The organism is Lacisediminihabitans sp. FW035 (assembly GCF_054880895.1).
In genome coordinates this window covers 2,103,073-2,126,227 of the sequence record NZ_CM142187.1, presented here as the reverse complement: position 1 = coordinate 2,126,227, position 23,155 = coordinate 2,103,073, and the positions used below count along the sequence as shown (strand labels likewise).

Here is a 23,155-nt window from a genome sequence, read left to right as displayed (position 1 = left end):
CGTATTTCTGACGAATAGGTGTAATTCGGTGCAATGCACCGCATAAGGGCATATCTGGACGAGTCAGCGGCTGTTTGTGGTGAGTTTTGCTTAGACTCGCCGTGTGCCCAGATCTCCAAAACCCGGCGGAGCAGTCATCGAGCCTCGTTCTTTCGCGACAGTCGCCGGCAAGTTCGGCAAGACCACCACACTTCTCGGCGACGGACCGATCGATTCCGCGCAGCGTGCGTCCGCCGAGCTCCAGCACGCGATCTCTAACCACATTCGTGAGTTTCTGATTGATCAGGCCACGACCCTGCGAAGCTTCTGCGGCGCAACCGACATGCCATCGGGGGTGACCTATGAGCGGCTCTACCGCATCACCACCGGTGTGAGCATGCTCACCATGACGGATCTGGCATTTTGGAATGCGCACGTGACAGATATGCCGGAGTTCGTTGCCGAAGCGATGCGACGGCTGCGACGGTCGTAGCTTCACGTCCTCTCCCATCCTCAGCAGAGTAGGAGTTCCAATGCGCGATTCGTTCCCGTTTCGGAAGACAACTTCACGGGCACGGCGCGCCACGACCGACGGCGTTACAAGATTCGGAAGGGTGCGCGACGAAGTGCGGCTTCTCTCTGCGCGGGGAGGGAGCCAAGGCGACGCAGGTGGCGCATCTTGTAGACCCACGCCGCGAGGCGCTTCTCGGCGGCGAAGGCGGAACGATAGCGAGGCATTCTGTCGTTATCAGTGACGAATTGAATGAGTTCGTGGAGTGAGCGGCGCCAAGAGTCGTGGTGTGGAGTCCAAGTCATACCGGGGATTGACGAGGCGAGAAGGTCCGCTTGCCACGGGGGCATAATTCCCCGCTCGAAGCGTCGTCGTTGATAGCGGACCCAAGACCCCAGGACCCGTTCTTGCCGAAAGTCCGAATCGGTGTTGGTGAGGTTCTCTCGCGGCAGCCGCGACTGTTTCGCGAGGAAGGTGATCAGAGTCGTGTAAGTGTCAAGCCAGGCTCGTTCGATCGCCCCGAGGTCTTCCGGATTGGACATGGCGCCGCTTTCCGGGACGACAGCACGGGCCGTCCCGGAATCGCTATGCGCGGCAGCGAGCTATGCGGCGTAACGGAGGAAGCGATCCAATGCGCTGAGCGACTCCACACCGCTCGCAATACGCAGGTCGATCGGGGATACCCCTGCCCGTAACTGATCCACGATCCATGTCGCGCGCAGTCGACGGGAATTGATTGCCACTGACTCGCACGGGTTGTGCGCCACGAATCCCGATACCAAGTTCTTGCCGGCCACACGACGGTGCGGTGAGAAGATCCACTCGTCAGGACCGCGGCCCTTCACGGCGCGTTTGACCAGGGCACGATAACGGCGGTCTACGATTACCGTGCGCGACCGTCCCTGACGAACAGTCACCGAGGACCCATCATCGGCCACATCGCTGACCTTCATCGCGGTTAGCTCGCCAGCGGAGATCCCGGCGCCTGCTCCGAGGCCGACGAGCGCGGCCGCACTCGTGCGCCGTGAGAGTTTCTGCGCTGAGGCCCATGCGCGCACCGTTGCGGATTCGTCCGCCGTGAATGGTTCGCTCGCCGAAGACGGTCCAATGGGTAATTGGCGGATTCGTGCAGCCTTCTCCCCCAGCAAAGCCTCTGACATCCTCAGCAGGATCGACCGCACGTTCGACCGTGATGCCCAGATGTAGTTGGGCAGTCCCTCGATGATGTGACGCTCGATCAACGAAGGTTGAAAGAGCGACACATCGATTGGCAGGGCCTCGTCAGTCGCCCACCGGCACAGGCGCCCTGTGACCGTTCGAAGTGTCGCTTCGTCATAGGGCGAGGTCGGGAGAACTTTCGTCACCGCGTCGCGAACGAATTGTTCGATCAACAGTGCGGATGTCTCCGTGGACGTTGTGGGCGTTGTGTTGGTGGGCATGACCTGATCCGTTCCGAGGAGGGAGTCGAGATTTCAACTCCTCATCGATCAGGTGCGCGGCGAGGTGGCCCCTACCCGTAATTTGATCGACCCCAGTTCGAGGGACAAAGAGGCAGCGTCGGTCGACGCTCGCGGGATCGGTGAGCGAACGTGTGGTTGATTCGCGGCATCGCTGGACATGAACGCGATTTCCGCGGTGCTGCAGGCACTGCCATCAAGTGGGACGGGGATCTCGTTACAGGAGCGGCTCAGCTCTATGGCGGAGGGGTGGGCTCGGGCCTTCCGGAGTTTGGACCATCGTTATCGGTGATGCCTAGGTGCATCACCACGCGAGACTGGGTTGGCTATCAGCGATCCGACGCTGACGGAATCTGCGTCCCGGATTCCGAGGGCGGACCCTCCGCGAGGATCGCGGTGCGCCCGGGAATCGGTCACAAGGATTCGACTAGCGCGGGCCGACGCCCGGAATACCGCGGAGCGGCGATGGAAACGATCTGGGGCATGCGCGAAATGATCAGTCAACTAGCTCTGTAAGGTTCTGGAGGACGGCTGTCAGTCACTAAACGTGGGGCAGTCGTCCCCTGCATTGCCCGCATGTGGTTCAGGGACGATTATCGGAGTATTGCTCGAATAAGGGGGGGGTGTTCGGCCCTTGAATGTTCGCGCTGCGGCGAGATGGCCCCTTCGGGCATAAGAAAGCGAGTAATGGCCGAGTGACTATTCGCTGATTCACGTCCTTCCGGGACTGTGACCAGCCGTCGTCGAAACGATGGTTGTCGAGTGTGAAGTGTGAAAAATTGTCGCGGCTACTAAAGTCCAATTGAGCGCATCGGGACAGGACCTTTCGGCCGCTTTCGCATCGCAGTTGCTGTGTATAGATTGAGGAGTTAGAAATGCCCGAAGAGCGGACGCGCAGCGAAGCGTTAAACCGAGCAATCGATGATTGGCTTCACCGGATCAATAGCGGCCAGCTACGCCTTCCGAGCTTCCAGCGTGGCGTGGCATGGGACCGATCCCGCACCGCGTCTATGCTCACGACCATCATCCAGGACCTTCCGCTTGGCATCACTCTCGTCTTGGACGTGGGCAACGAAGAGAAGTTTCATTCGCGTCCGCTCGAATCCGCGCCTACAACAGACGCGAGTGTCACGGAACACCTGCTAGATGGTCAGCAGAGACTGACAGCGCTGTGGCGCGCTTTGAAAGACAATTCCGACGTGACGTTTTTCGTTCACGTGCCAGAAATAGACGAGGACCCCGGCAACGATGACGAGAGTGTGTCGGTTGTTGGGCAGCCGCGGTGGCATCGGGGTGGGGCAAGATTCCCGCTCTGGGCCGACAAGCCCGAAGAGTGTAGAAGGCGCGGATTGATTCCTGTTCGCCTCCTCGATCCGGACGTGGAAGACATCGATGAGTGGGTCGGTGCTGCCTACCCGACTCCCGTTATCGACGAGACAGCTAGTCCAGAAGTCCAACTAGACGCCATGAGAGCCGATCGCGCCTCTTCGCGTCGACGAGACAACCTAAAGAAGGTTATCGGACCGCTGCGAGAGCGTGTTCGGCACTACAACCTCCCGTATCTTCGCCTCCCGGCCAGCACTAGGAAGGACGTCGCATTGAGGGTCTTCATCAATATGAACACCAACGCGAAGCCCCTGCGTGCATACGACATCGTGGTCGCTGAGTTAGAGAACGCGACAGATGTGCGTCTCCGTGACAAGCTCGAGGGGCTTATCGCCTCACAGCCGGAAACGCGACGCTATTTTGACGACCTCGGCGAAGCTGTACTCCGGGTTTCGGCGCTCTTGCAAGGTCGGCAACCCAACGAAAAGGGTTATTTCGAGCTTGACTATACGAAGTTCGTGGCCGACTGGCCGACTATGGCGGGCGGCTTGCAGCGCTTAAGCGAGCTTCTGGCCGCCGAGGGAATTTTCGATAGCCAGCGTGTCCCTACAGGTCCCGCGCTCCCGGTAGCCGCAGCCCTACTCGCTGGCGCTGATGAGCACGGCGACGGGCGTGCACGGGTGGATCAACTGGTTCGTCGCTACCTGTGGTCGTCGTTTTTCACCTCGCGTTATCAAGGTGCCGCCGCCACTAGAGCCGCGGCAGACTACGCGCCGCTGAGGGCATATCTCGACGGCGTGGGATCTGTAGAAGAGGTCCCGGTATTCAACCGGGACGACTACCCTCTGCCCACCCATCGCGAACTTCTTGCAGCCGGATGGTCGAAAAAGGCCGACCGCCTTGGTCGAGCGGTCCTAGCTGCTTCAACTTACTTTGGGGCTCGCGATTTCGCGGACGACACGAAACTTTCGGCCGTCAATGTCGGCAAACGGGAGTACCACCACCTGTTTCCTGATGCTCTACTTCGAGACGCGGGCATCGAGTCGTTTTTGGCCCTAAATTGCGCGTTGATCACTTGGAAGACCAACCGGACGATTGGGCGCCTTGACCCGATCCAGTACTTAGAGGATCGGGCGCAAAATGCGCTGGACCCTCGCGATGTGCAAGGTCGGCTCGAATCGCATTTGGTTCCCTACGCCGAAATCGCAAACGCGGGACCCTACCCCGCGGACCTTAGTGGACAGGATCTGGCCGCCACGGTTGGACCTGACTTCGCAGGCTTCTTGGAGGCTCGCGCGAGTCTGGTCTCTGCGGTAGTTGGCGAGTTGACAGCTGGCAAGCGCCCACAGCTGGGGGAAGTCTTGGAGCTGGCTAAGCAGGAGAGCCTGAGCTTGCCCACAAACGGTGGGCTTTCATAGCCCGTGCCGATGGGCAGCTCACCGAGACGGTGCGCATACGGTGTCTTCGGGCTGGAGGTGCTCCAACGCCTCCCGAACCCAGTCGCTAGCCTGCAAGCAAGCGTCGATCAGTTTCGTGTCTGAGCGAGCCCGCATGACGACTTTAACTGCTCTTGCGGTGGTCATCGCTGTTGGATCATCCAACGAAGGCAGGCGCAAAGAACCTCGACCTGAGTCGGTGACCAAGTGAAATGACCTGCGGCTCAGTTGGGAGCCTGCCCACCCTTCGTCATCCATGCGAGGTCGTCGTACGCGGATTCCGTCGCGTGGTCGTGGGTGCACACGAAGTGGTTGGCGCGGATGTCGTCGGCGACAGCATCGACCTTCGCCTTGATAGCGGCGACGAGTGCAGGGTTCACGGGATCGTTGGTGCTTTTGCCCTGGTCGTCGAGGTTGAGGATTTGGATACGGTCGGCACTGTCGCCGGTCAGCTGCTCGTAACCCAACGCGTAGATCGAGAGCTGGTCTTTCGTGACCTTCTCGGCTTGGGCTGCGTCTGTCGACTTGAAGTCCACGATCGCGGTCTCGCCAGTCTCGAGGGATTTGATGAGGTCGATGCGGCCGTTCACTGTGACACCGGGGGAGATCTCGACCTCGATCACCTTCTCGGAGTGGATCGTGCGGGTGAGGTCGTCGCCGTGCCGGTCGAAGTACCGGTCGATCGCCTTGATGGCGGACTCCCGCAGAGTCGCACGCAACGCGGGGTACGCAAAGGGGGTGTGTAGGTGCCTGTCCACTAGAGAGTCGATCTCGGCCTTTGTGGGCACGTCCCTCGCGAGGGCGCGCTTGTGCATTTCGGCGAGCACGTCGTGCAGACCCTTCCCGTAGCCGAGGGCTTCGTGGATGGGCGGGTTGAAGCCGTACATGAAGCGCAGCTTGAACTGGTACGGGCACTCGATGAGGTACTTCAATTCGCTGAACGAGATAGCGATGTTGGGCGTCTCGAGCTTTGGCGTCGGCGTGAGCCGGGAGACCGGGGGCAGTCCCTCGTCTGTCGTCGACATCCATGTTGATGCGGTGCAATGCAAGTAGAAGTCGGACGGCTTTTTATACAACTTCGACTCGCCGGGCGCGTACGACACGTACAGGAATTTCTGGGCGCGGGTGACTGCGACGTAGAACAGCCGCGTCTCGTCCGACCTGTTGACCTTATACCGAGCGCCGTTCGGGACAGCGACCTCCGGGACCAGGTGCGGGATCGTCTGCGTGCCGCCCGGGGACTTGATGGGGAACCGGTTCGCGCGCAGGAACGGCACGAACACTGCCGGCCACTGCAGACCCTTGGCTCGGTGCACCGTCGAGATGACGACCGCGTCGGGTGCAACGTAGCCGGCGTCGTCGTCCGCTTCCTCGTAGACTCCGGGTGCTTGGAATGTGAGGAATCCGACGAAGGCTTCGTACTTCGCCTTCGGGCTTGATGCGAAGTGGATCGTCTCGAAGTCGGAGATAACCTGCGAGAACTTGCCGAGCTGGTACATGACAAGCTCGCCGCGGCGTTTCTCGCCGGGGATGGTGTCTTCGCGCAGGTCGAGTGCTTCCAGTACTCGGAGGAACAGGCGTTGGATGTTGTAAACGCCCCAACGTGTGCTCGCGGTGAAGTCGGCGCCCTCGTCGAGTGCGCGCACGGCAGCGGCCCACTTCGTCTGGTCTGGGATCAGCTTCGCATCGACCCACCGTTCCCATAAGTCATCACGCGTGATTTCGCCGAGCATGTATCGGAACAGGCCAACGCACGCTTGGATCTCGGTTGCGTCAAAGAGGTGGGCGAGACCTTTCACAATGAACGGGATCTCACGGCGCTTCAGCTCGTCGACCAAGTCGTCGGCGTCCTTGACGGATCGGAACAGGACAGCGCAGTCCGACCAAGAGAGTCCGCGCGGGTCCGCGCCGGGTCGGTCGACGAATGGGATCCCCTGCAGGTCGACGATGCGCTCGACGATCCATTGGGCTTCTTCGGTCGGAGTTTCGAACTGGAGGGTGAGCATGTCGCCGCGCTCCCAGGTTTGGTGACCGGCGGCGATCATCTTCTTCGGGAGTCGCTCCACGGAGTCCAGCCGCTCCGCAACCGAACGGCCGAGCTCGACGATGCCCTTGGATGAGCGGAAGTTCTCCTCGAGCCGAATAGCGCGAACACGCGCGTAGCGGTGGTCGAAGGTGAGGATGTTCTGCACGTCCGAGCCGCGCCACTGGTAGATGGTTTGGTCGTCGTCTCCGACGACGCAGAGGTTGGCGCCGAAGTGGACGAGGCGGGCGACGAGTCGCTCCTGGATCGGGTTCACGTCCTGGTATTCGTCGACGATGACGAACTTGACGTCGTGCTCAACGTGGTCGCGTAGCGACTGCTCGGCGGTATCGAGGATCGTGGCGGTCTGGGACCTTTCGAGGAAGCCGACGGCTTCGACCATCATCGAGGTGTAGTCGAAGTACCTCTTGTCGGCGAGGAAGCCCTTGTACTTCGCCAGGCTCTCCGTTGTCGCAGTCGGCACGAGTCCGAAGTCGACAGCGTCCTCTTGCAACACCGAAAGTGCACCCTTGAAGACTCGGGTGTCGACGTAACGCCTCAGGTTCGCCTCGACGCCCTGGACGGTCTTCACCGCGGTGTTGAAGCCGGACTTGTTCGTCTCGCGGTCGATGAGGAGCTGCTGCGTGATGTCGGTAAGCACCCCGTATTTGAACGTTTCCGGGATGTAGGTCTGCAGCAGGTCGAGGCAGTAGCCGTGCATCGTGCCGATGTACATCTCTGCCAGCCCGACTATTCCGGGGAGCTTCGCGTTGACGGTACGGTGGACTCGCTCTTTGAGCTCCGCGGCCGCCTTCTCCGTGAAGGTGAACGCGATCACGTTCGCCGGTTTGATGCCGGGCTGCGAAAGGATGTTGGCGATCCGCTGCGCGAGAACCTCCGTTTTCCCGGAGCCGGCGCACGCGATCAACTGCAGCGGCTGGGATAGCTCGTCGATAGCGGCCTGCTGATTCGGCGTGAACCCGAGCGACGTCGTCATGCGTACTTCTCCGCCGCGGATCCCGCGAACAGTTCGGCTGCCGACTGTTTACTGTTGAGCACAGCGTCGCGAACGGATTCCTTCTTCATGTCGAGCACCCGCAGTTCGCCCCCTGCCCCGCTCGCGATCGAGTCGATGCGGTGGAAAACGTCACCGAACTCGATTGCGAAACGCGCGAGGCCCTGCAGCTTCGTGAGCGCGTCCGCGAGGTGCGTGCCATGCGGGTCAACTATCGACGGCACGACGTTTCCGTCGACTTCGCTGAACACGACGAAGTCCGGGTGCATCGCGCGCCAGTTCGCGGTGGCGCTATCGCGGTAGGTGATGCCGAGCGAGTCGGCCGACGACACCGACGGGTTACGGTACCAGCCGACACAGTTCAGTCGTCCCGCCTCCTTGTGGACAACGAGCCTCTCCCAGTCGTTCAGGCCCGAAATCGGGTACCAACCATCGTCGTCCGACATCAGGTGCTTCTCGACAAGCTCGGCGACACGCTCCTGCTCGCCGACGAGCTCCTTGAAGTCCGCCATCCGCGTGCGCGGGCGCTGCAACGGTCGCAGCTGCGGCTCGACGGCCTGCGCTCGTATCTCGTCATACGCTTCCCGCCGTTCGTCGGATAGCGCCTTCACCGCTACTCGATGGTCGGCGAACCACTCGTCAACGATGTCCTTCGCGGCCGCGTCCATCTTGTCCCGCACCGGCCCAACAGTCGCCAGCGCCGCCGCCTGCACGTAAGCGGCGCGCAGCCCGTCGTCGTCCGCGTTCGGGTCATCCTCGCCAGCCAGGTGGCCAACGTATGACTGCGCGATGTCGGCCCCAAACGCGCGCTTCGCATCATCGAATGCGACCCTAATCGCCCTGTCGTCCGCGCGGAGCGCAAAGTCGGTGTAGGTCAGCTTCGTGCCTCCAAACCGGCCCGCGATTGACATGCCGCGCACCGTTCGCACCTCGATCTCGGCCGTGCGCAGCTGCCCGTCGTAGCGCGACGCGAGCCCGTCCAGCGTCGCGTGCATCTGAGTCTCAGCCGACGCGAGTGCGCCGGTTTTCAGCCCATCTGCGGAGAGCGCCTGCGCGAGAGAGACGAGCTGCTTGACCGGCCTGGCGCCACGCTGCGGTACCACCAGGCTAGGGAGAGCATCGAAGCTCTCCCACACGGCGTCAGGGACCATGGGGTTTGCCCCGAGCTCGCGCCCGTCGAGAAGAATCTGGACCGTCGCACCGCCAGGCATCTCCCCGATGAGGCCGGTGAGGAACCTTGCCACATTCCCTGCCGTGGTGCGGTCAAAGTGGGGCAGGATGCAGTCGACCGAGTTGAGTCGTTCGTCGCCCGGAACTCGTCTGGCGAGCGGGGTTCGCACCATGCGGCCTAACAACTGCGTGATGTGCGTGTGATCGCGTGCCGGCCGAAAGGACAGCAGCACCTCGGCGCGTGGACAGTCCCACCCTGTTGAGATAGCATCCTTCGCGATCAGGATCCGGACGTCCTTTGTCTCCTGGACGCGCTGAGGTTCGATCCAGTCGATCTCCCATGAACCGAAGCTCTGCGACGAGTGGTCTCCCAACACGTGCCGGACATGGTTAGACGACAGATCGCCGAGCTCGGCCTGAAGGGTGTCCAGCCACAGGCCAACCTCGTCCGAGTCCTCTGTGTTCGGGATCTGCACAATTAGGAGAGGAACGACCCCTTCTGGCGACTTCTCGCCCGGCAGCTTCGCCTGCTCGGCGAGGTACTTCCCCCACCTTCGTGCTGATTCCTTGAGCTTCTGCGCCGCATGCGTGGCGAGGGCCGTCTCGAGGTTGCCGGACTCGGCAGGAATATCGAGAACGATCTTGTCCTTGATGAGCCCGGACGCCTGCACGCGGGCCGGATCGACGGTGACAGCAGGGAGAGCCTCACGCCCGCGCGAGTCGACCTGCGCCTGAGTCATGGCCTCAGTGAAATGGTCGATGGTTGCCGAGATGCCCCAAACAACCGGCATCGCCAGACCGGTCTCGACGCCGTCAACGAGATCCTTAACGATTGTCGACTTGTCGCGCGTTGCCTTCGAATTGAACCCGCGATGTGCTTCGTCGATGACGAGATAGACGGTGAGACTCTGGTCGTCGATCGTATTCGCGAGGGTCTCCCAAATTGTCCACGCCATGTCATCCGCGGCGATAAACGCTCCCTGACCAGTCGCTTCAACTGCCCTAGCTCGAGCTGCCTTCATCGTGAGCCGCGACGTAGCTGTGAGCTTCTGCGTGTTGAGGAAGTAGACCTTGCCGGCGTCGAGTTGGGGAACCGAGAACGGGTACTCGATCGTTACTAGCCGATCCAGCGTTAGCTTCTCAGAGGCCTGCCAAAGCCGCGTACGGGTCTGATCGTTGAGGTTCGGGTCATCTGAAAACCAAATGACTACAGCACCCGGATCCAGGTCGAAGTCGAGCTCGTCGTTCCCGTAGAAAAGCGCCTCGATGGCTGCGGCCGCCATGACGGTCTTACCGGCGCCTGTGGTTGCTGTGAGAGTAAACGACGTCTCTCGACTGTCGTCGTGGTACTTCTTCCGAGCGCGTTCGAGGTTGTCGAGTACCTGGATCACGGCGTCGCGCTGGTAATCCTTCAGGGTGAACTTCATCGCACGCTCCGCATTGCGTCGATCTCGAAGTTTCTCAGGTACGACTCGTACAGGCGCACAGGCTCAACGTTCGCGGGTAGCTCTCGCACTACTGCTTGGAAGAGCCGGTCCTCGTCGGTCACGATGAACGCGACCTGAACACCAGGGCTTTTGGCAACCGCTTCCAGGAAGATGTCGGTTTGATCCAGATCTGCAAGCACGCAGTATGAGTCGGCGACGTCCCATCCTTCTGAGTGCGACTCGATGCGGCGGCCACGTGACCCGGCCCGGAGCCATAGGAACGGCGCGATCCGCGTGAATTCTCGATTGGACTGCACCCGCATCGGGGCCTCATAGGTCAGAGTAAAGAATTCGACGTTTTCCTCGAGGCCGTTAGCCATCGGGAAGATGTCGGTGAACTTATAGTCGCCCTTGATCGGTTCGCCCGCCGGGGTTTTGCCAGTTACAACCGCCTCGATGCGCGGTTTTGTGATGTAGTCGCAGATCCCAAACTGCTCCCACTCCGGGTCGCCGGGCCGGAGACCTTCATTGGCGAAGCGCGCTTGATCCGCAGCTCCAACCTCGTTATTCGTGACTGAAATAGAGACGCGACGCCCGCCATCTTGCTTGTTCAAACGCATGACCCCGTGCGCGGTCGTACCAGAGCCGGAGAAGAAGTCGACAATCGTCGCATCAGGCTTGTCGGCAACAAAGAAGCGAAGGGCGTCCTCTACCGCGTAGAGGGATTTGGGGAACGGAAATCTTCTGCCGGGCAAAATCCGGGACAACATCGCCGATCCGAACGAACTTGAATCGTGGGAAGGGACATCCCACTGCGTGCCAGGCACGAGCGAGGTTCGATAGTCACTGTCGTCGACGATCACGGAGTTGTCGGGTCGGCGGCCGAGTACCGGAAAGGTGCCGTCGAGCACCTTTGCCTGCTCTCCTGCCGCAAGGTGGTAGATCGCCATACCTCGTTGCGTGAACCCGCCGATTCGGACGAACCCGTTGGAGATCGCGGAGCGGAGAGACGCCGGATTTCGCCCCCACGTCCCGTGGGACCCATCTTGGCGAATGGGCCAGATGGCAACTGTACCCGGCGGAATTGTTACGGAGTCAATCGAATCTGTCGAACCGATTGCCTCCCCGACCGACGAAATCGCGCTCCCGTCTGCGAAAACGAAGACGGGGTAGAACAGGTTCGGCCGAGCCGAACGACGCCCGTTGTCACCGCGGCGAGAAAGCTCCTGCCAGCGAATCTTGTTCTTACGCTTTCCCGAGGTCTGTCCGAACCACGCAGGGTCCAGTTCTAACGGTGATGGAGCAGCTGAGCCGAAGTAGGCGAAGAACAGGTACTCGTTACTCCGGCCGAACTCCCCTTTCCGTGCCGAACTCGCTGGGTTGATGACGGACGAAACCATTTGGATTCTCGCCTCTGGCAGAGTTTGCTCGAGGAGCAGCCCTAGTCGCAGGTATTCCTTCTCATCGATTGTCACGATGAGGACCGCGTCGTCCTTTTTGAGCAGCTCTTTCGCGACGAGAATTCGCCGTTCCATGAAGGCAAGCCATTTGGAGTGCCGGTATAGATCGTCGCTCTCGACGTAGTCGTTGTTGTACTTCCAGTCCTTTGCACCGGTGTTATAGGGCGGATCGATGTAGATGGCGTCGACTGTGCCCCGGTGCGTGAACAGCAGCGCTTGCAACGCGTGGAAGTTCTCTGCATTGATCACGGCATGAAACGGCTTGTCGCCGCCCCGCTCGACCTTCCCAGTCGATACGAGGCCCGGGTAGATCGGGTCGCGAAACTCGGCTACGACGACGAGATCGTCGACATCTGCGGACCGAGAGCTCGGGCTAGTTTCGACGCTGTCCGATTCGTTGGTGAGCCCCGCGAGAGTTGCCAGCCGTCCGACGCCCTGCTGGTCGCGCTCGATCGCCCCGACTCGGTACAACACCCGGTGAGCAGCCGTGGGCAATTCGCCTCTCGGAGGTTGCACCCGAACCTTGTCGCCCGATCGGACCTTACGCCCCGGCAGCTCGACTGCCTCGGGCGTGTGACGCTCGAAGTTCAGTCCGAACGCACGCCGGTCGGCAAGTACATCGACCTCACGCTCGATGTCAGACGCCAACGCTGGCGCTGCTGCCCGCAGCTGCGCCAGCAACTCGTGAATGCGCGCCATGGCTTCCTCCGGGCTAGTTTTTGCGACCCGAATCTAGCGACCTGGGTGAGATTCGCGCACGAGCGGGAAATTGTGTCGGCGCACTTAGGAATTCTAGCCAAGCTCGAGTCTGATCCATTGGACAAACGACCCGCAGCGTTTCCCACCCGAAAACGACGGTTTTCGGGGCGGCGCCGGGATCCCGGCGCCCGGTCGCGACACGCCGTGCGATCTTGCACCGAAACTCTCCACCGAAAGCTTGGTGCGGTGAAACGGCTTGTCGACCGTTATCGGTTACGGCGTCAGCCCCAGAAGATTGGATCGCCGCTATCCGCGACGACAGCCGGCAATGCCTGTACCTGTCGCGACGGTGGTGTTAGGTCGTAGCGGTGGAACCGGAGGTGCCGGTCCCGCCAGTAGAGGGTCCACTCACCCGTCGTGGCGGTGTACCGCAGTCGCGCGATGTGAAATCTTGTCCACTCCCCCGTCGGGTCATCCCATGGCGGCCGCGTTTCCACGATGGTGACCGCCGTCGCCGTGAAGTCGGCTTCCACGCGGAGCTGATCGGCATGCAGTGGCGATGTCTCCTGAGTGCACCACTTCCTGATGCGTCGCAGGTCGATTTCAGGAACTGGCACGAGAGGCTTCCCGAGCGCGGCGGTAAAACGTGGACCGGGTCAGCCCCAGATCCCTGAGGACCTGCGCCGTCGACTCGCCCCCTCGATCAGATGCAGCGCGTTACGGATCTGCCTGTCGGACACTGTCTTGGGCCGGCCGCCGAGATCCTCACCAGCTGTGCGCCGTTTGGCCACCGAGTTGGTGATGCGCTCCCTCTTGATGTCGAGCTCCATCTGCGCCAGAGCCGACGTCACCGTGAACACCATCGCCCCCATCGGGGTCGACGTGTCCACGTCTCCCCCGCCCAGGTTCAACACCCGAAGGCCCGCCGACCGCGACCTCAGCCCATCCGCGAAAGAGAGCATGTTCTGCGTCGAGCGACCAAGGCGGTCGAGCGTCGTTACGACCAGAGTGTCTCCGTCCTGGATCGCGTCGAGAGCACGATCGAACTCAGGCCGCGACGCCCGAGCACCCGATATCCCGTGGTCGACGTAAAGATCGTCCCGGCGCACGCCGGACGCCACAAGGTCGGCCTCCTGCCGGTCAGTGGCCTGCTGCTTGGTCGAGATGCGCGCGTACCCGATCAACTTGCCCGACAGTGCCTCCAGGTGTCCCAAAACCGTTAATGACTACCTCGATTCAATCAGAACCTATTGGTACATAGTTATGGGAATCGAGGTGTGCCGAACAGCCGGGCAAACGGTCTCGCCAACTCAGCCGCCTGTGGGACATCCCATATCCCTAGGGTTGCAAGACACCGAGAGGGTGGGGCATACCAAGAAGATCTATTAAGACTTAGATGTCACCTACCCGTGCAGTAGACCCGAGCCAGAACGAGCTCCGCAGCGACTTCCGTCCAACTAGGTTTGCGAGGGCCGAGCCGTGCAGATTTGCGACCTAGTGTCGGTTGACCGAGAATTGCCGAACTCAGATTTAGCCAGGGGCTCGTCAACGGAATGCTGAGCCGTTCAGAGTCGAGACGTAAATTCAGGGGCCGAGGCACTTGCTCCGTGGGATAACGCAATCGAAAAAGACAGAGGCGCCGATGACGATCTCCTCCGCAGGTCAGCCAGTTGTCTCGCCTCATGTGGTAGCCAAACACCGCATTCTCGTCTGGGCCCAGACGAGCGCCGGACGGCCACTCGCAGCCGCGGCGGACGAGATCGACTATCTGCGGCAGCTCGCGAAGGACTACCCCATCAAACTCCTCGTCGAAGTCGTCGAGAACGGCTATTGGGCGGACCTTCCAGGGCACATCAGTCGCTTCAGGCCGACCGTTCTGCATTACATCGGACACGGGAGACGGGGATCCCTGCTTGTACTCGATCGCGACAGTGCGGGCTTCCCAGGTGAGGTGTCGATCGGCCCAGATGATTTCGCAGACATTCTCCGAGGGGCCACCAATTCGCTTCGTGGAGTATTTCTCAATGGTTGCGAAACGGCGCACTGGGCACCGCATCTCATCCCGCCAGACGGATGGATCGTCGGCATGAACCATAAGATCGACGACCATCTCGCTTCGGAGTTCTCCGGCAACTTTTACTCGGCACTGCTAGATCGGGGCTCATCCGATCTCGCCTTTGAAGCCGTGCTCCGCGGCATACAAGACCACCCTCAATTCACAGAGGGCACAATTGTTCGATGGACTGAGGATCCCCTCCCTAACGACTTTCTTCACAAAGTGTTCAGTCGGCAAGCATTCTTGACGTCGGCGCTAGAAGAGGGATCGCTTCTCGACCTGTGTGACGCACTCAAAGGCGTGCGCCAGGCGCTAAAAACGCGTGGCCTGGCCCTTCGAAACGATCTAGGACTGAGCGGTCAGATCTCGTGCCGCACTCCATTGGGCAAGGACATAGTGACGCCCCTGCTTGCCCGACTAAAAGTTGCTGAAGGGGACCTGCGGCAGCTGCGCCAACAATTTCCTCTCGTGGTGAAATGCAGCGACGGCTGGATGAACGTGGAATCGGAAGAGATTGAAGCCCTTCTCGACCTTGCTGATCGCCTCGACCGCTCACGCAATGAGCTGTTGAGAATCGTGAACCAGAGTTTGCCGACCTACAAACGATTGCCAATGATCACGCTCACATCCACGACTAGCCGCTGGAACGTCAGACCGTAGTCATGTTCAGTCTCTTGCAAATGAGAGGCTGCCCATTTCTCGGGGAGAAATATCCCCACGCGGTGCTGAGGCAAACCTCACCAGTCGCCGCGAAGGAGATGAGGGATACCGCCCCAGCGTGGTCCGTGTCGAAGGATCTTGTGGGCGGGATCAGTCAAGTTCAAGTGACGGTCCATCAGCCAGTCGCTGGGATTGGCGCGCGGGTGGCCCAGCTGGCTCAGGCTTGCTTCGACATGGCGGGCCTTAGATCCGCTCTGGGTTTCGTTCCGCTCTTTCCTTTTGGAGGATTGAACGAGGTCGAACCCCTATCCCGCCGAGTTTCGTGACCGTGCTCTTCGGATGCTTGCTGAAGCATGACCTGATCACGCGTCGGATTTCGCTGCCGCCAACCATGTCGCGGCTCGTCTCGGGGTGAATCCTTACACGCTGCGATTGTGGAAGTAGCGCGCCGATATCGATGCCGGCCAAGGCCCAGCACGACGTCCGAGGCGTAGGGCGAGATCAAACGGTTGAAGAAACAGATCGTCGAGCTGGAGAATGCGAACGAGATTTTGCGCTCAGAGAGCGTGATTTTCGCCACCGAGCTCGGCCGCCCCTCGTCGAGATGATCCGCTCAATCGACAAGATGAAGGATCGTTTCGCCGGTCGTGCTCGTCTGCCGCACCATGTGGGCAGCTGAGGTGGGATTCGTCAGCGTCCGCGTCTATCGGGCTGCGAAAAGCCGTCCCGTAGCGGCCAGAATACTGGCGGATCAGCTCATCGGCGGTGAAATACGCCGCCTGCATGCGGAGAACCACGGCGTCTACGGCGTCGGGAAAATGCACCGACTGCTGGGACGACAAGGTCGGGAGATCGGGAGGGATCAGACTGGGCGGATCATGCGATCCCTCGGGCTGCGCGGAGGCAAGCGCTCGAAACGAGCGTTCACCACCAAGTCGGATCCCGCAGGCCAGCGCCCGACGGATCTCGTGTAACGGCACTTCCGCGCCGACGCACCCCGCCGGCTCTGGGTCGTCGACGTCACCTGTGTTCGCACTTGGCAGGGCTTCGCCTATGTGGCATTCGTCACCGACGTCTTCTCCCACCGTCTTGTCGGCTGGAATGTCGCAGCCACGCTGAAAGCCGACATCCTGCCCCTGCAAGCACTGGACATGTCCGCGTTCGACGCGGGCGGTGATCTGACCGGTCTGACGCATCACTCGGACCACGGGTCGAACTAAATGTCGTTGGTGGACACGGATCGGATCATGGAACTCGGTGCGATCCCCTCAACAGGGACCGTCGGCGATTCTTACGATAACGCGATGGCCGAGGCCCTCAACGCGCCTTACAAATCGGAGCTGAACCGTGCTCGCGGGCCCTGGCGAACCGTCGAGCACGTCGAGCTTGCAAGCCTGGAATACGCGTGGTGGTGGAACGACCAGAGGCTCCACTCCGAACTCGGCTACCGCACCCCCATCGAAGCCGAAACCGAGTAATACGCTGAAACCAAATCAGCCTTGACAGCGACCGCTTCCCAAGAAGACAACTAGGAATAAAACCCAGGGGCGATTCAATTTCTGGTCATGAACGTGCCGTACAGTCAGGGCTCCAAGAATCTTTGCAAGATCTAGTCTGGCGAGAATCCGCTCGATACCAGAGAATGCAGCTGTGTCAAATGGGACCGGAAAGGGAACGTCTGAGCTGAAGCCACAGCGCTACGGTGCGGACAAGCTCGCCGTGCTATGCGCTGAACGGCCAGCATTGTTCGTTTTGGTCAGAGTGTGGGCGAGCGCGTCGGTTCTCTTGGCTGCTTCCTTTGTAGTGGACGGGCTCTTTTTCTTGATTGCACTGGTAGCTTCAAACAAGTTTCTGCTCCTCCTTGCAAGTGGAGACTTGAAGAGTGATGAGGATCGGGCCATGCTCACCGGTGCAGCCGCCGGCCTTCCCTTCGATCTGGCCCGCCTGTGTGCGCTCGTCTTCGCTTCCTCGGTGCTGATTGTTACTGAGCTGTTCGGAACCCGTGGGCTCCCATCAGGCGAGCTTGCGATGAGAGAGAGCATCACTAACGGGCTTCCGTGGCCGGGACGATGGCGGCAATGCGCCAATGTAGCTCGCCGCCTGAGGCCCTTTGCGCTCGTCATCGTCGGGGTTGCGTGCACCTGCTGGATCGTCTTCTACTCCGTTTTTCCGCTCTCGGTTGGCAGCCTCATTGTCAGCCCGTTGCTCCTCCTTCTCACCATTGGTGGGGCATGGTGCGTTTTTCATCTGGCGCGCGTCGGCGGACGCACATTGACAAACATGCTTCCCTCGAACATAGGCGTGACTTCGAACTCGACAACCGACGCGGAAAGAGCCGTCCAGGAGTCAGATTTCGAAGAGGCGGGTCAAAGGCGGCCCGCTTATCCACCGCTCCGTTTGCAGAGCGCAGTTCGAGTCTTCCAAAGTCCTCCGCTTCCGACACGGCGCACGGACCGCATACGCCGGGCGTGGTGGTCAGATTCCCAAACGTCAATCGAATCGTTCGCAACGGAGCTCGTATTTCAAGCGATGATCGAGGCGCGAGATAGAGGGCTACTGGTGGTATCAGATTTGCACTTGCGAAACCCGCATGCCGTCGCTGCGCTCCCGGAATTCAGGCAGCCCGTCGGATTGGGAGCCCTGGTGGCTGGCTACCATCGCGAAGGGCGAACTGAGGGACGGGTAGTCGACGGACGCCTCTCAGACATGCTCAGCACGGTGTACGACGTCGATCCGTATGCACACGTGATCGGAATCGCCCTCGATGATCTACGTTTTGCCGGCATCGCCGTAGAAGACGCGGAAGTCTGGAGACTTTCGAGTGATCGCCTCGCGGAAGTTGTCCTCGTGGATTCCGAAACCGCGGCTACAACGCAGACAATTCCCGAGCTATCACGGGACGATGCAGTCAGACTTCGTCAGAATATTGCGCGCATTCTTCGACATCGACGAATTACCGACGCCCAGTCAGGGACTCTCCTTTTGATGCTCGACGGGGTTTTCAGAATGGCAGTGGAGACGCGACGGCGACGTCGATACGATCTCCCCCAGCCTGAAGTGAATGCTCAGGGAGCGTCGAGCGGGCTCGATTTTGGTGGCTAAGTCAAATGGCACCTGTGAAGACTGTCGCGATCAGACGCTCGCGCGAAATCGACTGAAGTCAGGCCGCTCCCACCCGAGGGGTCCATCTGGCCGAGTCCTTCGGCCAATCCAAACTCGGGCGCAATTGAAGAGCCGACTCGACCGTTGTCATCCTGCTTAAAGTTCGAACACCGCGTCGGGGTCGTCCATTGCTCGTCGCAACTCGGAGAGGTTGCCTAAATCGGCCAGTGGGGATGTGCGGGCGACCTCCACGATTCCACCTACCACTGTCTGCATCGCCGCAACATCTCCAGAGGCCAGTGCGGTGTCGAGACTATCGAAAAGCCGCTTATGGATGTCGCGGCGTTCACCAAAGATTCGATCGAAGTAGTCGCGAAGCGTTCGCTCGGAAGCTCGGATCCGTTCGACTTCAATGTCTCGATGTGCCTGGGCCTGCTCACGCTTCGTGCTCTCGGTCTCGTGAATCTCGATCGACGCACGCGCCGCCGCCACAATCTGGTTCAAGGCATTTAGAGCATTCAGCGCATCCGTTGGCGTGGCGTTGCCCACCATCGTGCGAATCCACTCCGCTGGCTTCGCTGAGAGGTTTTTAGAATCAGTCAATGGAGTCCTCCGTCATTGTGCTGCGGTACTTGAAAATAAGGTGCGTTGTCTGTTCGTCCAAGTGCCCTTCCTCGTCAGCAACGGGCGCAGTGGCGACATCGCGCACGGACTTGACCAAGATGAATGCCGCCTGGAGCCGCTCAGCGTGTACCGTCACATCGAACGGCTCAGATTCGAGGAAATTTAGCGCACTAGCCGCCTGCGCCACCAGTTTGTCGAGGATGCTGTCTAACTCTCGGGCGCGTTCGTCCACACCACGAAGGAGTTGGTCACGGCCATCAAGGGTTGCTATCGCGATCGCGATTTCGCCCTCGTGCTTCGCGGCTTCGGTCCTCGCCTTGGTGCCTCGATTTTTCACAGTAAGTCCCACGATGAGTACTCCGGGCCCTATGGTGGCGACGTTCAACATGGTGGCGCCTAACGCAACGCCGCCGCCTCCCGCTGCGAGTGCTCCTCCGCCGAGAAAGGCAAGCGTTGCACTCTCCGCCGCGGCCCCGCTCAGGGCCGCGATAGCTGTACCGGTTCCGGCGGCGGCGAGCTTGACAACCCCGCCTCGCACCATCTGAGGGACAACGGCTCCGGCGATTGTTGCACCGACGACGCCCCGGGCCCAGCCTGCGACGTCGGGAGCTAGCTTTACCGAACCAGCGATGCGTGCGTGCGTCCCATCCACTCCATCGAAAATTAGGTGCTCATTCGCACGGACCTGCTTCTCATTGCGCAGCAAGAAGTCGCGCATTCTGAAAATGACTTCGTCGCGGGCTCTCTCCTGCGTGCTGCCGAGCCCCTGCAAGATCCGATTGGACTCCTCGACCTTCTCAAGGTGTTCCTTGTGCCGGGTCTCATAGCGAGAGGCGTTGAGCTTGATGCTTTGCCGGGCACGCTTGATCTGTACTCCACCGAAGCTGCCGAATACGGCGCCGCTTCCGCCGGTGGCGACTGTACCAATAACGATGATCAGGGGCACAAGAGGCAGAACCATGATCCCCTCCCCCGTGTAGCAATAACCGACCCTTTGATGAGACTGTATCGGTTGTGGACCTCAATATTGACGGCCGCCAGAGTCAAGATTGTGTTTGCCTGAACTGATGAGGCCTGGAAATCGATCATCATCACCCTGTTGATACCGGACAGGTGCCGGACTGCAGGCCCTAGCCGTCTAGATCGAAGGCTTTCGCGACCGAGTCGATAGTGAACTGGCTCCTCAACCTGCAGGCGGAATTCTGATTGGCGAACATTCCAGTGATCCAGAGGCCTTCGCTGCGCGGAACTGTATGGTCCCATTCGATCGCGACAACGTACTCACGTATGTCCTCAGTGTTTTGGTCTGTGGACGTTCGGAGGTAGTTTCCTTCCAGAGGAAGGTCGGTGAAGTTCATTGGCTCGCCCTGGACAGTGAGAATCGCGTCGGTCGCCGGGGCTGCCGCGCTCGTTACTTTGCCCACTCCGACATATCCTCGCGGGCTGCCCGGAATGAACACGAACACGCGTGCCCCGATAGGCAGGCTTCGCAGGGTGCGGGAGTACCAGTCCCCGCCGCCGGCGGAGACGAAGCCGAACTTTCGAGCGTCGTTCCAAGCACGTCCGTCCGGTTCTTCACCAAAAGAGACGTACCAGTCGACGCCGTTCCATTCTGTGGTGGCAGCCCGGGTCGGTTTCGCTTTTGTTGCGGCGCCAGTCGATCCAGTGTCGTCGATGAGCCAGGTACGGGCGAGATATGAGCGGTCTCCGTCGATGAAGTACCGAAAGAAAACAGCGTTGATTGGTACGGCATAGGTGGCATTGAGATAGGTGACGATGCGCTCGGTGCTGGTGTCTAAGCCAGAGGCGATGATCGTGAGCACGTGAGAAGCATTGATTTGGTCGGGTGGCGCGACTCCAAACCTCTCACCGAATTGAATGTCGAAAACTAGCGCTGGATTGTTTGCCTGCCAAATTGCGCGTATTTCTGCATTCGAGAGATCTTGAACCCATGATGCGTAGTCAAGTAGCTGGGCAACTACTTCTCGCGGAGTCCGATCACGCTTCAACTCCAGAATGTGAACTACCCCATCGACATCCACGCCGAGCAGATCAATGAACTTCCCAAAGGCTGTGGGCACCTGGCGCCCGATGATGAGGAGGTCGTTGCCGAGAAGTGAATCATCTTGTTCGATCAGGGATTCAAGTTGAGACTCCAGCGGTAGAAGCGAAGGCTGCAGCTTCATCGGGCTTCCATCGACGCGCCAAATACCGACTTCGAGCCCCATCTGCCTACCTTCCGGTCTGGTCGAAGCGTATCGGTTGGAATCGAATCCCTATGCACGCCCGGGGCTGAGACGACGACTTTCGCGCTCAGCGGTCAGACTGCTCCGGCGTTGCCCGAGACTTGAATAATGGCACCGAACACACCTCGATACCTTTCCCCCGAAGAAGTATGCGAAATGATCCCCGGACTCACGAAGGCCAGTCTCGCCCAACGACGATATCGAGGGTTGGCGCCCCTTTTCCTGAAGCCCACACCGAAGCTAGTCCTTTATCGTGAGATCGATGTGCGCGCCTGGATTGAAGGCTCCGAGCAAACCCAAACTGGTCGGAATTCGTAAGCCCCGCGAATCACTGCCCGGAAGTTATTTCATCGCGCACGCGCAAGTGTCTCAATCTGCTGCCAAGGAATCACGCGACGGATGGCTGCGCATTGCGATGCAGGACGGCCCCTACCGTTGGCTGCCAGCGCGGCTCGCTTAATGGTTTCGAGATCCACTCCGAGCGCTTCGGCTATCCAGAGAAGGCCCGGGGCGCATTGAAAGTGGGTGTATGCGTGTTTCGCACCGAGACCCCGGGTGATTCGTTCGTATGCGCCCGGCCCGTCGATTTCGTCGAGCCATGCTGTGACGTGCTCGCGCTGGCTTGTCCACCAGTGCTTGCCAGGCAAATGGTCACGTTCGTACTCATCAGAGATCGAAAAATGGGCGGGCGCGGATCGAAGGATTCTCGCAAACGCCGCGCCGCTTAGATCTGCTTTGCCCCGTGTTTCCAAACCCCGGCCTCTCTCGTGATGAATAACACTCGCACGAGGAGAGCGTCGGTATTGCAGCGACAAGCCGAGCGCGCTGCCCATTTCGACAGCCAAGGTGGTGCGTGCCTGCGCGAATGACCTGCAAGCACTCTCACCCCATGAGCAGTTGCTGGTGCTCGGGGCCGCCCCGGATCGGAGGCTTCATGTCAGAGAGCGATCCTAGAATCAGATCTGCAGCGGCCGGCTGCTCTTATGGAGGGAGCCGGTTGGGCACGAACAAGCGCTACGCAGCATCAATCGACCGACGTCAGCAGGAACGCCACGTCGAAGCCGGAATGCTCGGGACACAGCCCTCCACTCTCACCGGTGATGAGTTGGAGTTGGATCGGCTGCCGCTCACTCGCACGCCGAAGCCGCAAACCGTAAAAGTGTGGGTTCACTACGGGGAGACAGCCGTGCGCGTTGAGGCAGAGCTAGTGGCCTGGACACCGCGCGCTTGCGCTGTGCGCTGGAAAACAGTCCACGGCGAATCGCACCGTGCCTGGGTGTGGGCGTCGGCCGTGGAGCACCTGAGCTGAGCATCCAGACGTTCTCGCTTTCCCCGTCTTGGGGCGACGCGATCATGAGAACTGTAGTGTTCGACGCATGCCAGTTGGGGACTGCGAGAGAGCATTTGCTTCGGCCGCTGCGGCGGACGGAATCGTTCTCTCGCGCGCGAGCGTGCCGTGACTGAACCAACGTGGGCACTTGGGGCTTCCGCCCGAGCTGTCTGACGTGCGCGACGTGCTTGGCGACGTCTTTCGATCATTGGACGGACGACTCGATCAGCAGGCCGGCAAGCGCCTTACGAGTCTGCCCGGCGACTTTTATCACGCGCCCACCGGAACGTTCATTGAAGTGGACGAGTCCCAACACTTCACCACCTTTCGACTGCTCACCCTCGACCAGTACCCCGCCGATACCAGCCTGGGCTTTGACCTTGGTACCTATCGGGAATTGTGCAAGGAATTGGCACCCCATTCGGACAATTTCCGGAGATCCAAGGCCGCCGTAGGTTTCGGCGAGGGTGGCCGGCAACGGCAACGTGCCTATCACGATGCGCTGCGGGATCTGGTTGTCCCGGCCATGGGGCACCCGCCAGTGGTCCGTGTTGCAGCACCTGATCGAGACGGAGCAGCCGCATACGCTCGCGTCCATGACCAACTGGTCCCGCTAATCCCATAGCCGGACTAC

Annotated in this window: 14 protein-coding genes and 3 pseudogenes; 8 read left to right on the top strand and 9 right to left on the bottom strand. The window is 60.4% G+C overall.

The genetic code is table 11. The features are described 5' to 3' along the window. The first annotated feature begins 103 nt into the window (after positions 1 to 103). Positions 104 to 472 (top strand): hypothetical protein, encoded by a 369-nt coding sequence (locus ACVXZ4_RS10120; protein WP_461794726.1) that lies wholly within the window; start codon positions 104 to 106, stop codon positions 470 to 472. 620 nt (positions 473 to 1,092) lie between these two features. On the opposite strand, the gene ACVXZ4_RS10115 is transcribed toward ACVXZ4_RS10120, so the two are convergent. After that, positions 1,093 to 1,929, bottom strand: coding sequence for a site-specific integrase (locus ACVXZ4_RS10115; RefSeq protein ID WP_461794725.1), 837 nt, complete (start codon positions 1,927 to 1,929; stop codon positions 1,093 to 1,095). An 893-nt stretch (positions 1,930 to 2,822) separates the two neighbouring features. Between ACVXZ4_RS10115 and ACVXZ4_RS10110 the strand changes: the two genes are divergently transcribed. Further along, positions 2,823 to 4,691, top strand: coding sequence for a GmrSD restriction endonuclease domain-containing protein (locus ACVXZ4_RS10110; protein WP_461794724.1), 1,869 nt, complete (start codon positions 2,823 to 2,825; stop codon positions 4,689 to 4,691). A 242-nt stretch (positions 4,692 to 4,933) separates the two neighbouring features. Here the strand turns inward: ACVXZ4_RS10110 and ACVXZ4_RS10105 are convergent, their stop codons facing one another. From ACVXZ4_RS10105 to ACVXZ4_RS10085, 5 genes and pseudogenes are all read right to left on the bottom strand, one after another. Continuing rightward, entirely contained in the window at positions 4,934 to 7,729 is a 2,796-nt protein-coding gene (locus tag ACVXZ4_RS10105; protein ID WP_461794723.1) for an ATP-dependent helicase, read from the bottom strand. Further along, on the bottom strand, positions 7,726 to 10,344 hold the full coding sequence (locus ACVXZ4_RS10100; RefSeq protein ID WP_461794722.1) for a DEAD/DEAH box helicase: 2,619 nt from the start codon (positions 10,342 to 10,344) through the stop codon (positions 7,726 to 7,728). Before ACVXZ4_RS10100 ends, ACVXZ4_RS10105 begins: the two co-directional genes overlap by 4 nt. Next, the gene (locus ACVXZ4_RS10095) at positions 10,341 to 12,503 is read right to left on the bottom strand and encodes a site-specific DNA-methyltransferase (protein WP_461794721.1); all 2,163 of its coding nucleotides are present in this window, start codon (positions 12,501 to 12,503) and stop codon (positions 10,341 to 10,343) included. The genes ACVXZ4_RS10100 and ACVXZ4_RS10095 overlap by 4 nt, the downstream gene beginning before the upstream one ends. A 281-nt stretch (positions 12,504 to 12,784) precedes the next feature. Next, on the bottom strand, positions 12,785 to 13,120 hold the full coding sequence (locus tag ACVXZ4_RS10090; RefSeq protein ID WP_461794720.1) for a DUF3024 domain-containing protein: 336 nt from the start codon (positions 13,118 to 13,120) through the stop codon (positions 12,785 to 12,787). After that, a pseudogene (locus ACVXZ4_RS10085) lies at positions 13,107 to 13,699 on the bottom strand (recombinase family protein). The gene ACVXZ4_RS10090 and the pseudogene ACVXZ4_RS10085 overlap by 14 nt, the downstream one beginning before the upstream one ends. A 446-nt stretch (positions 13,700 to 14,145) precedes the next feature. On the opposite strand from ACVXZ4_RS10085, the gene ACVXZ4_RS10080 reads away from it, so the two are divergent. The 5 genes and pseudogenes from ACVXZ4_RS10080 to ACVXZ4_RS10060 all read left to right on the top strand — a co-directional run bounded on the left by ACVXZ4_RS10080 (position 14,146) and on the right by ACVXZ4_RS10060 (position 18,321). After that, complete coding sequence (locus tag ACVXZ4_RS10080) at positions 14,146 to 15,219, top strand: CHAT domain-containing protein (protein ID WP_461794719.1); 1,074 nt, start codon at positions 14,146 to 14,148, stop codon at positions 15,217 to 15,219. Positions 15,220 to 15,884: 665 nt separating this feature from the next. Continuing rightward, positions 15,885 to 16,076 (top strand): annotated as a pseudogene (locus ACVXZ4_RS10075) (hypothetical protein); the annotation flags it as partial. A 192-nt stretch (positions 16,077 to 16,268) separates the two neighbouring features. Next, positions 16,269 to 16,439: pseudogene (locus ACVXZ4_RS10070) on the top strand (IS3-like element ISBlo10 family transposase); the annotation flags it as partial. A 27-nt stretch (positions 16,440 to 16,466) separates the two neighbouring features. Then, the gene (locus ACVXZ4_RS10065) at positions 16,467 to 16,697 is read left to right on the top strand and encodes an integrase core domain-containing protein (protein WP_461794718.1); all 231 of its coding nucleotides are present in this window, start codon (positions 16,467 to 16,469) and stop codon (positions 16,695 to 16,697) included. A gap of 172 nt (positions 16,698 to 16,869) precedes the next feature. After that, positions 16,870 to 18,321 carry a hypothetical protein gene (locus ACVXZ4_RS10060; RefSeq protein WP_461794717.1) on the top strand — a complete coding sequence of 484 codons (1,452 nt, stop codon included), beginning with the start codon at positions 16,870 to 16,872 and terminating at the stop codon, positions 18,319 to 18,321. A 156-nt stretch (positions 18,322 to 18,477) separates the two neighbouring features. Here ACVXZ4_RS10060 and ACVXZ4_RS10055 read toward each other — a convergent pair whose 3' ends face one another. From ACVXZ4_RS10055 to ACVXZ4_RS10045, 3 genes are all read right to left on the bottom strand, one after another. Next, the gene (locus tag ACVXZ4_RS10055) at positions 18,478 to 18,873 is read right to left on the bottom strand and encodes a hypothetical protein (RefSeq protein ID WP_461794716.1); all 396 of its coding nucleotides are present in this window, start codon (positions 18,871 to 18,873) and stop codon (positions 18,478 to 18,480) included. 43 nt (positions 18,874 to 18,916) lie between these two features. Continuing rightward, positions 18,917 to 19,906, bottom strand: a complete 990-nt coding sequence (locus ACVXZ4_RS10050; RefSeq protein ID WP_461794715.1) for a hypothetical protein — start codon at positions 19,904 to 19,906, stop codon at positions 18,917 to 18,919. 169 nt (positions 19,907 to 20,075) lie between these two features. Beyond that, positions 20,076 to 21,173, bottom strand: a complete 1,098-nt coding sequence (locus tag ACVXZ4_RS10045; protein WP_461794714.1) for an endonuclease NucS domain-containing protein — start codon at positions 21,171 to 21,173, stop codon at positions 20,076 to 20,078. 1,523 nt (positions 21,174 to 22,696) lie between these two features. Here ACVXZ4_RS10045 and ACVXZ4_RS10040 point away from each other — a divergent pair. After that, positions 22,697 to 23,146 carry a DUF7255 family protein gene (locus tag ACVXZ4_RS10040; RefSeq protein ID WP_461797954.1) on the top strand — a complete coding sequence of 150 codons (450 nt, stop codon included), beginning with the start codon at positions 22,697 to 22,699 and terminating at the stop codon, positions 23,144 to 23,146. The last annotated feature ends 9 nt before the right edge of the window (positions 23,147 to 23,155 follow it).

Excerpts from the sequence above, each read along its gene's own strand:
- ACVXZ4_RS10115 (WP_461794725.1), bottom strand. The coding sequence starts at position 1,929 with ATGCCCACCAACACAACGCCCACAACGTCCACGGAGACATCCGCACTG.
- ACVXZ4_RS10110 (WP_461794724.1), top strand. The coding sequence starts at position 2,823 with ATGCCCGAAGAGCGGACGCGCAGCGAAGCGTTAAACCGAGCAATCGAT.
- ACVXZ4_RS10105 (WP_461794723.1), bottom strand. The coding sequence starts at position 7,729 with ATGACGACGTCGCTCGGGTTCACGCCGAATCAGCAGGCCGCTATCGAC.
- ACVXZ4_RS10100 (WP_461794722.1), bottom strand. The coding sequence starts at position 10,344 with ATGAAGTTCACCCTGAAGGATTACCAGCGCGACGCCGTGATCCAGGTA.
- ACVXZ4_RS10095 (WP_461794721.1), bottom strand. The coding sequence starts at position 12,503 with ATGGCGCGCATTCACGAGTTGCTGGCGCAGCTGCGGGCAGCAGCGCCA.
- ACVXZ4_RS10080 (WP_461794719.1), top strand. The coding sequence starts at position 14,146 with ATGACGATCTCCTCCGCAGGTCAGCCAGTTGTCTCGCCTCATGTGGTA.
- ACVXZ4_RS10065 (WP_461794718.1), top strand. The coding sequence starts at position 16,467 with ATGGAACTCGGTGCGATCCCCTCAACAGGGACCGTCGGCGATTCTTAC.
- ACVXZ4_RS10055 (WP_461794716.1), bottom strand. The coding sequence starts at position 18,873 with ATGGTGGGCAACGCCACGCCAACGGATGCGCTGAATGCTCTAAATGCC.
- ACVXZ4_RS10050 (WP_461794715.1), bottom strand. The coding sequence starts at position 19,906 with ATGGTTCTGCCTCTTGTGCCCCTGATCATCGTTATTGGTACAGTCGCC.
- ACVXZ4_RS10045 (WP_461794714.1), bottom strand. The coding sequence starts at position 21,173 with ATGGGGCTCGAAGTCGGTATTTGGCGCGTCGATGGAAGCCCGATGAAG.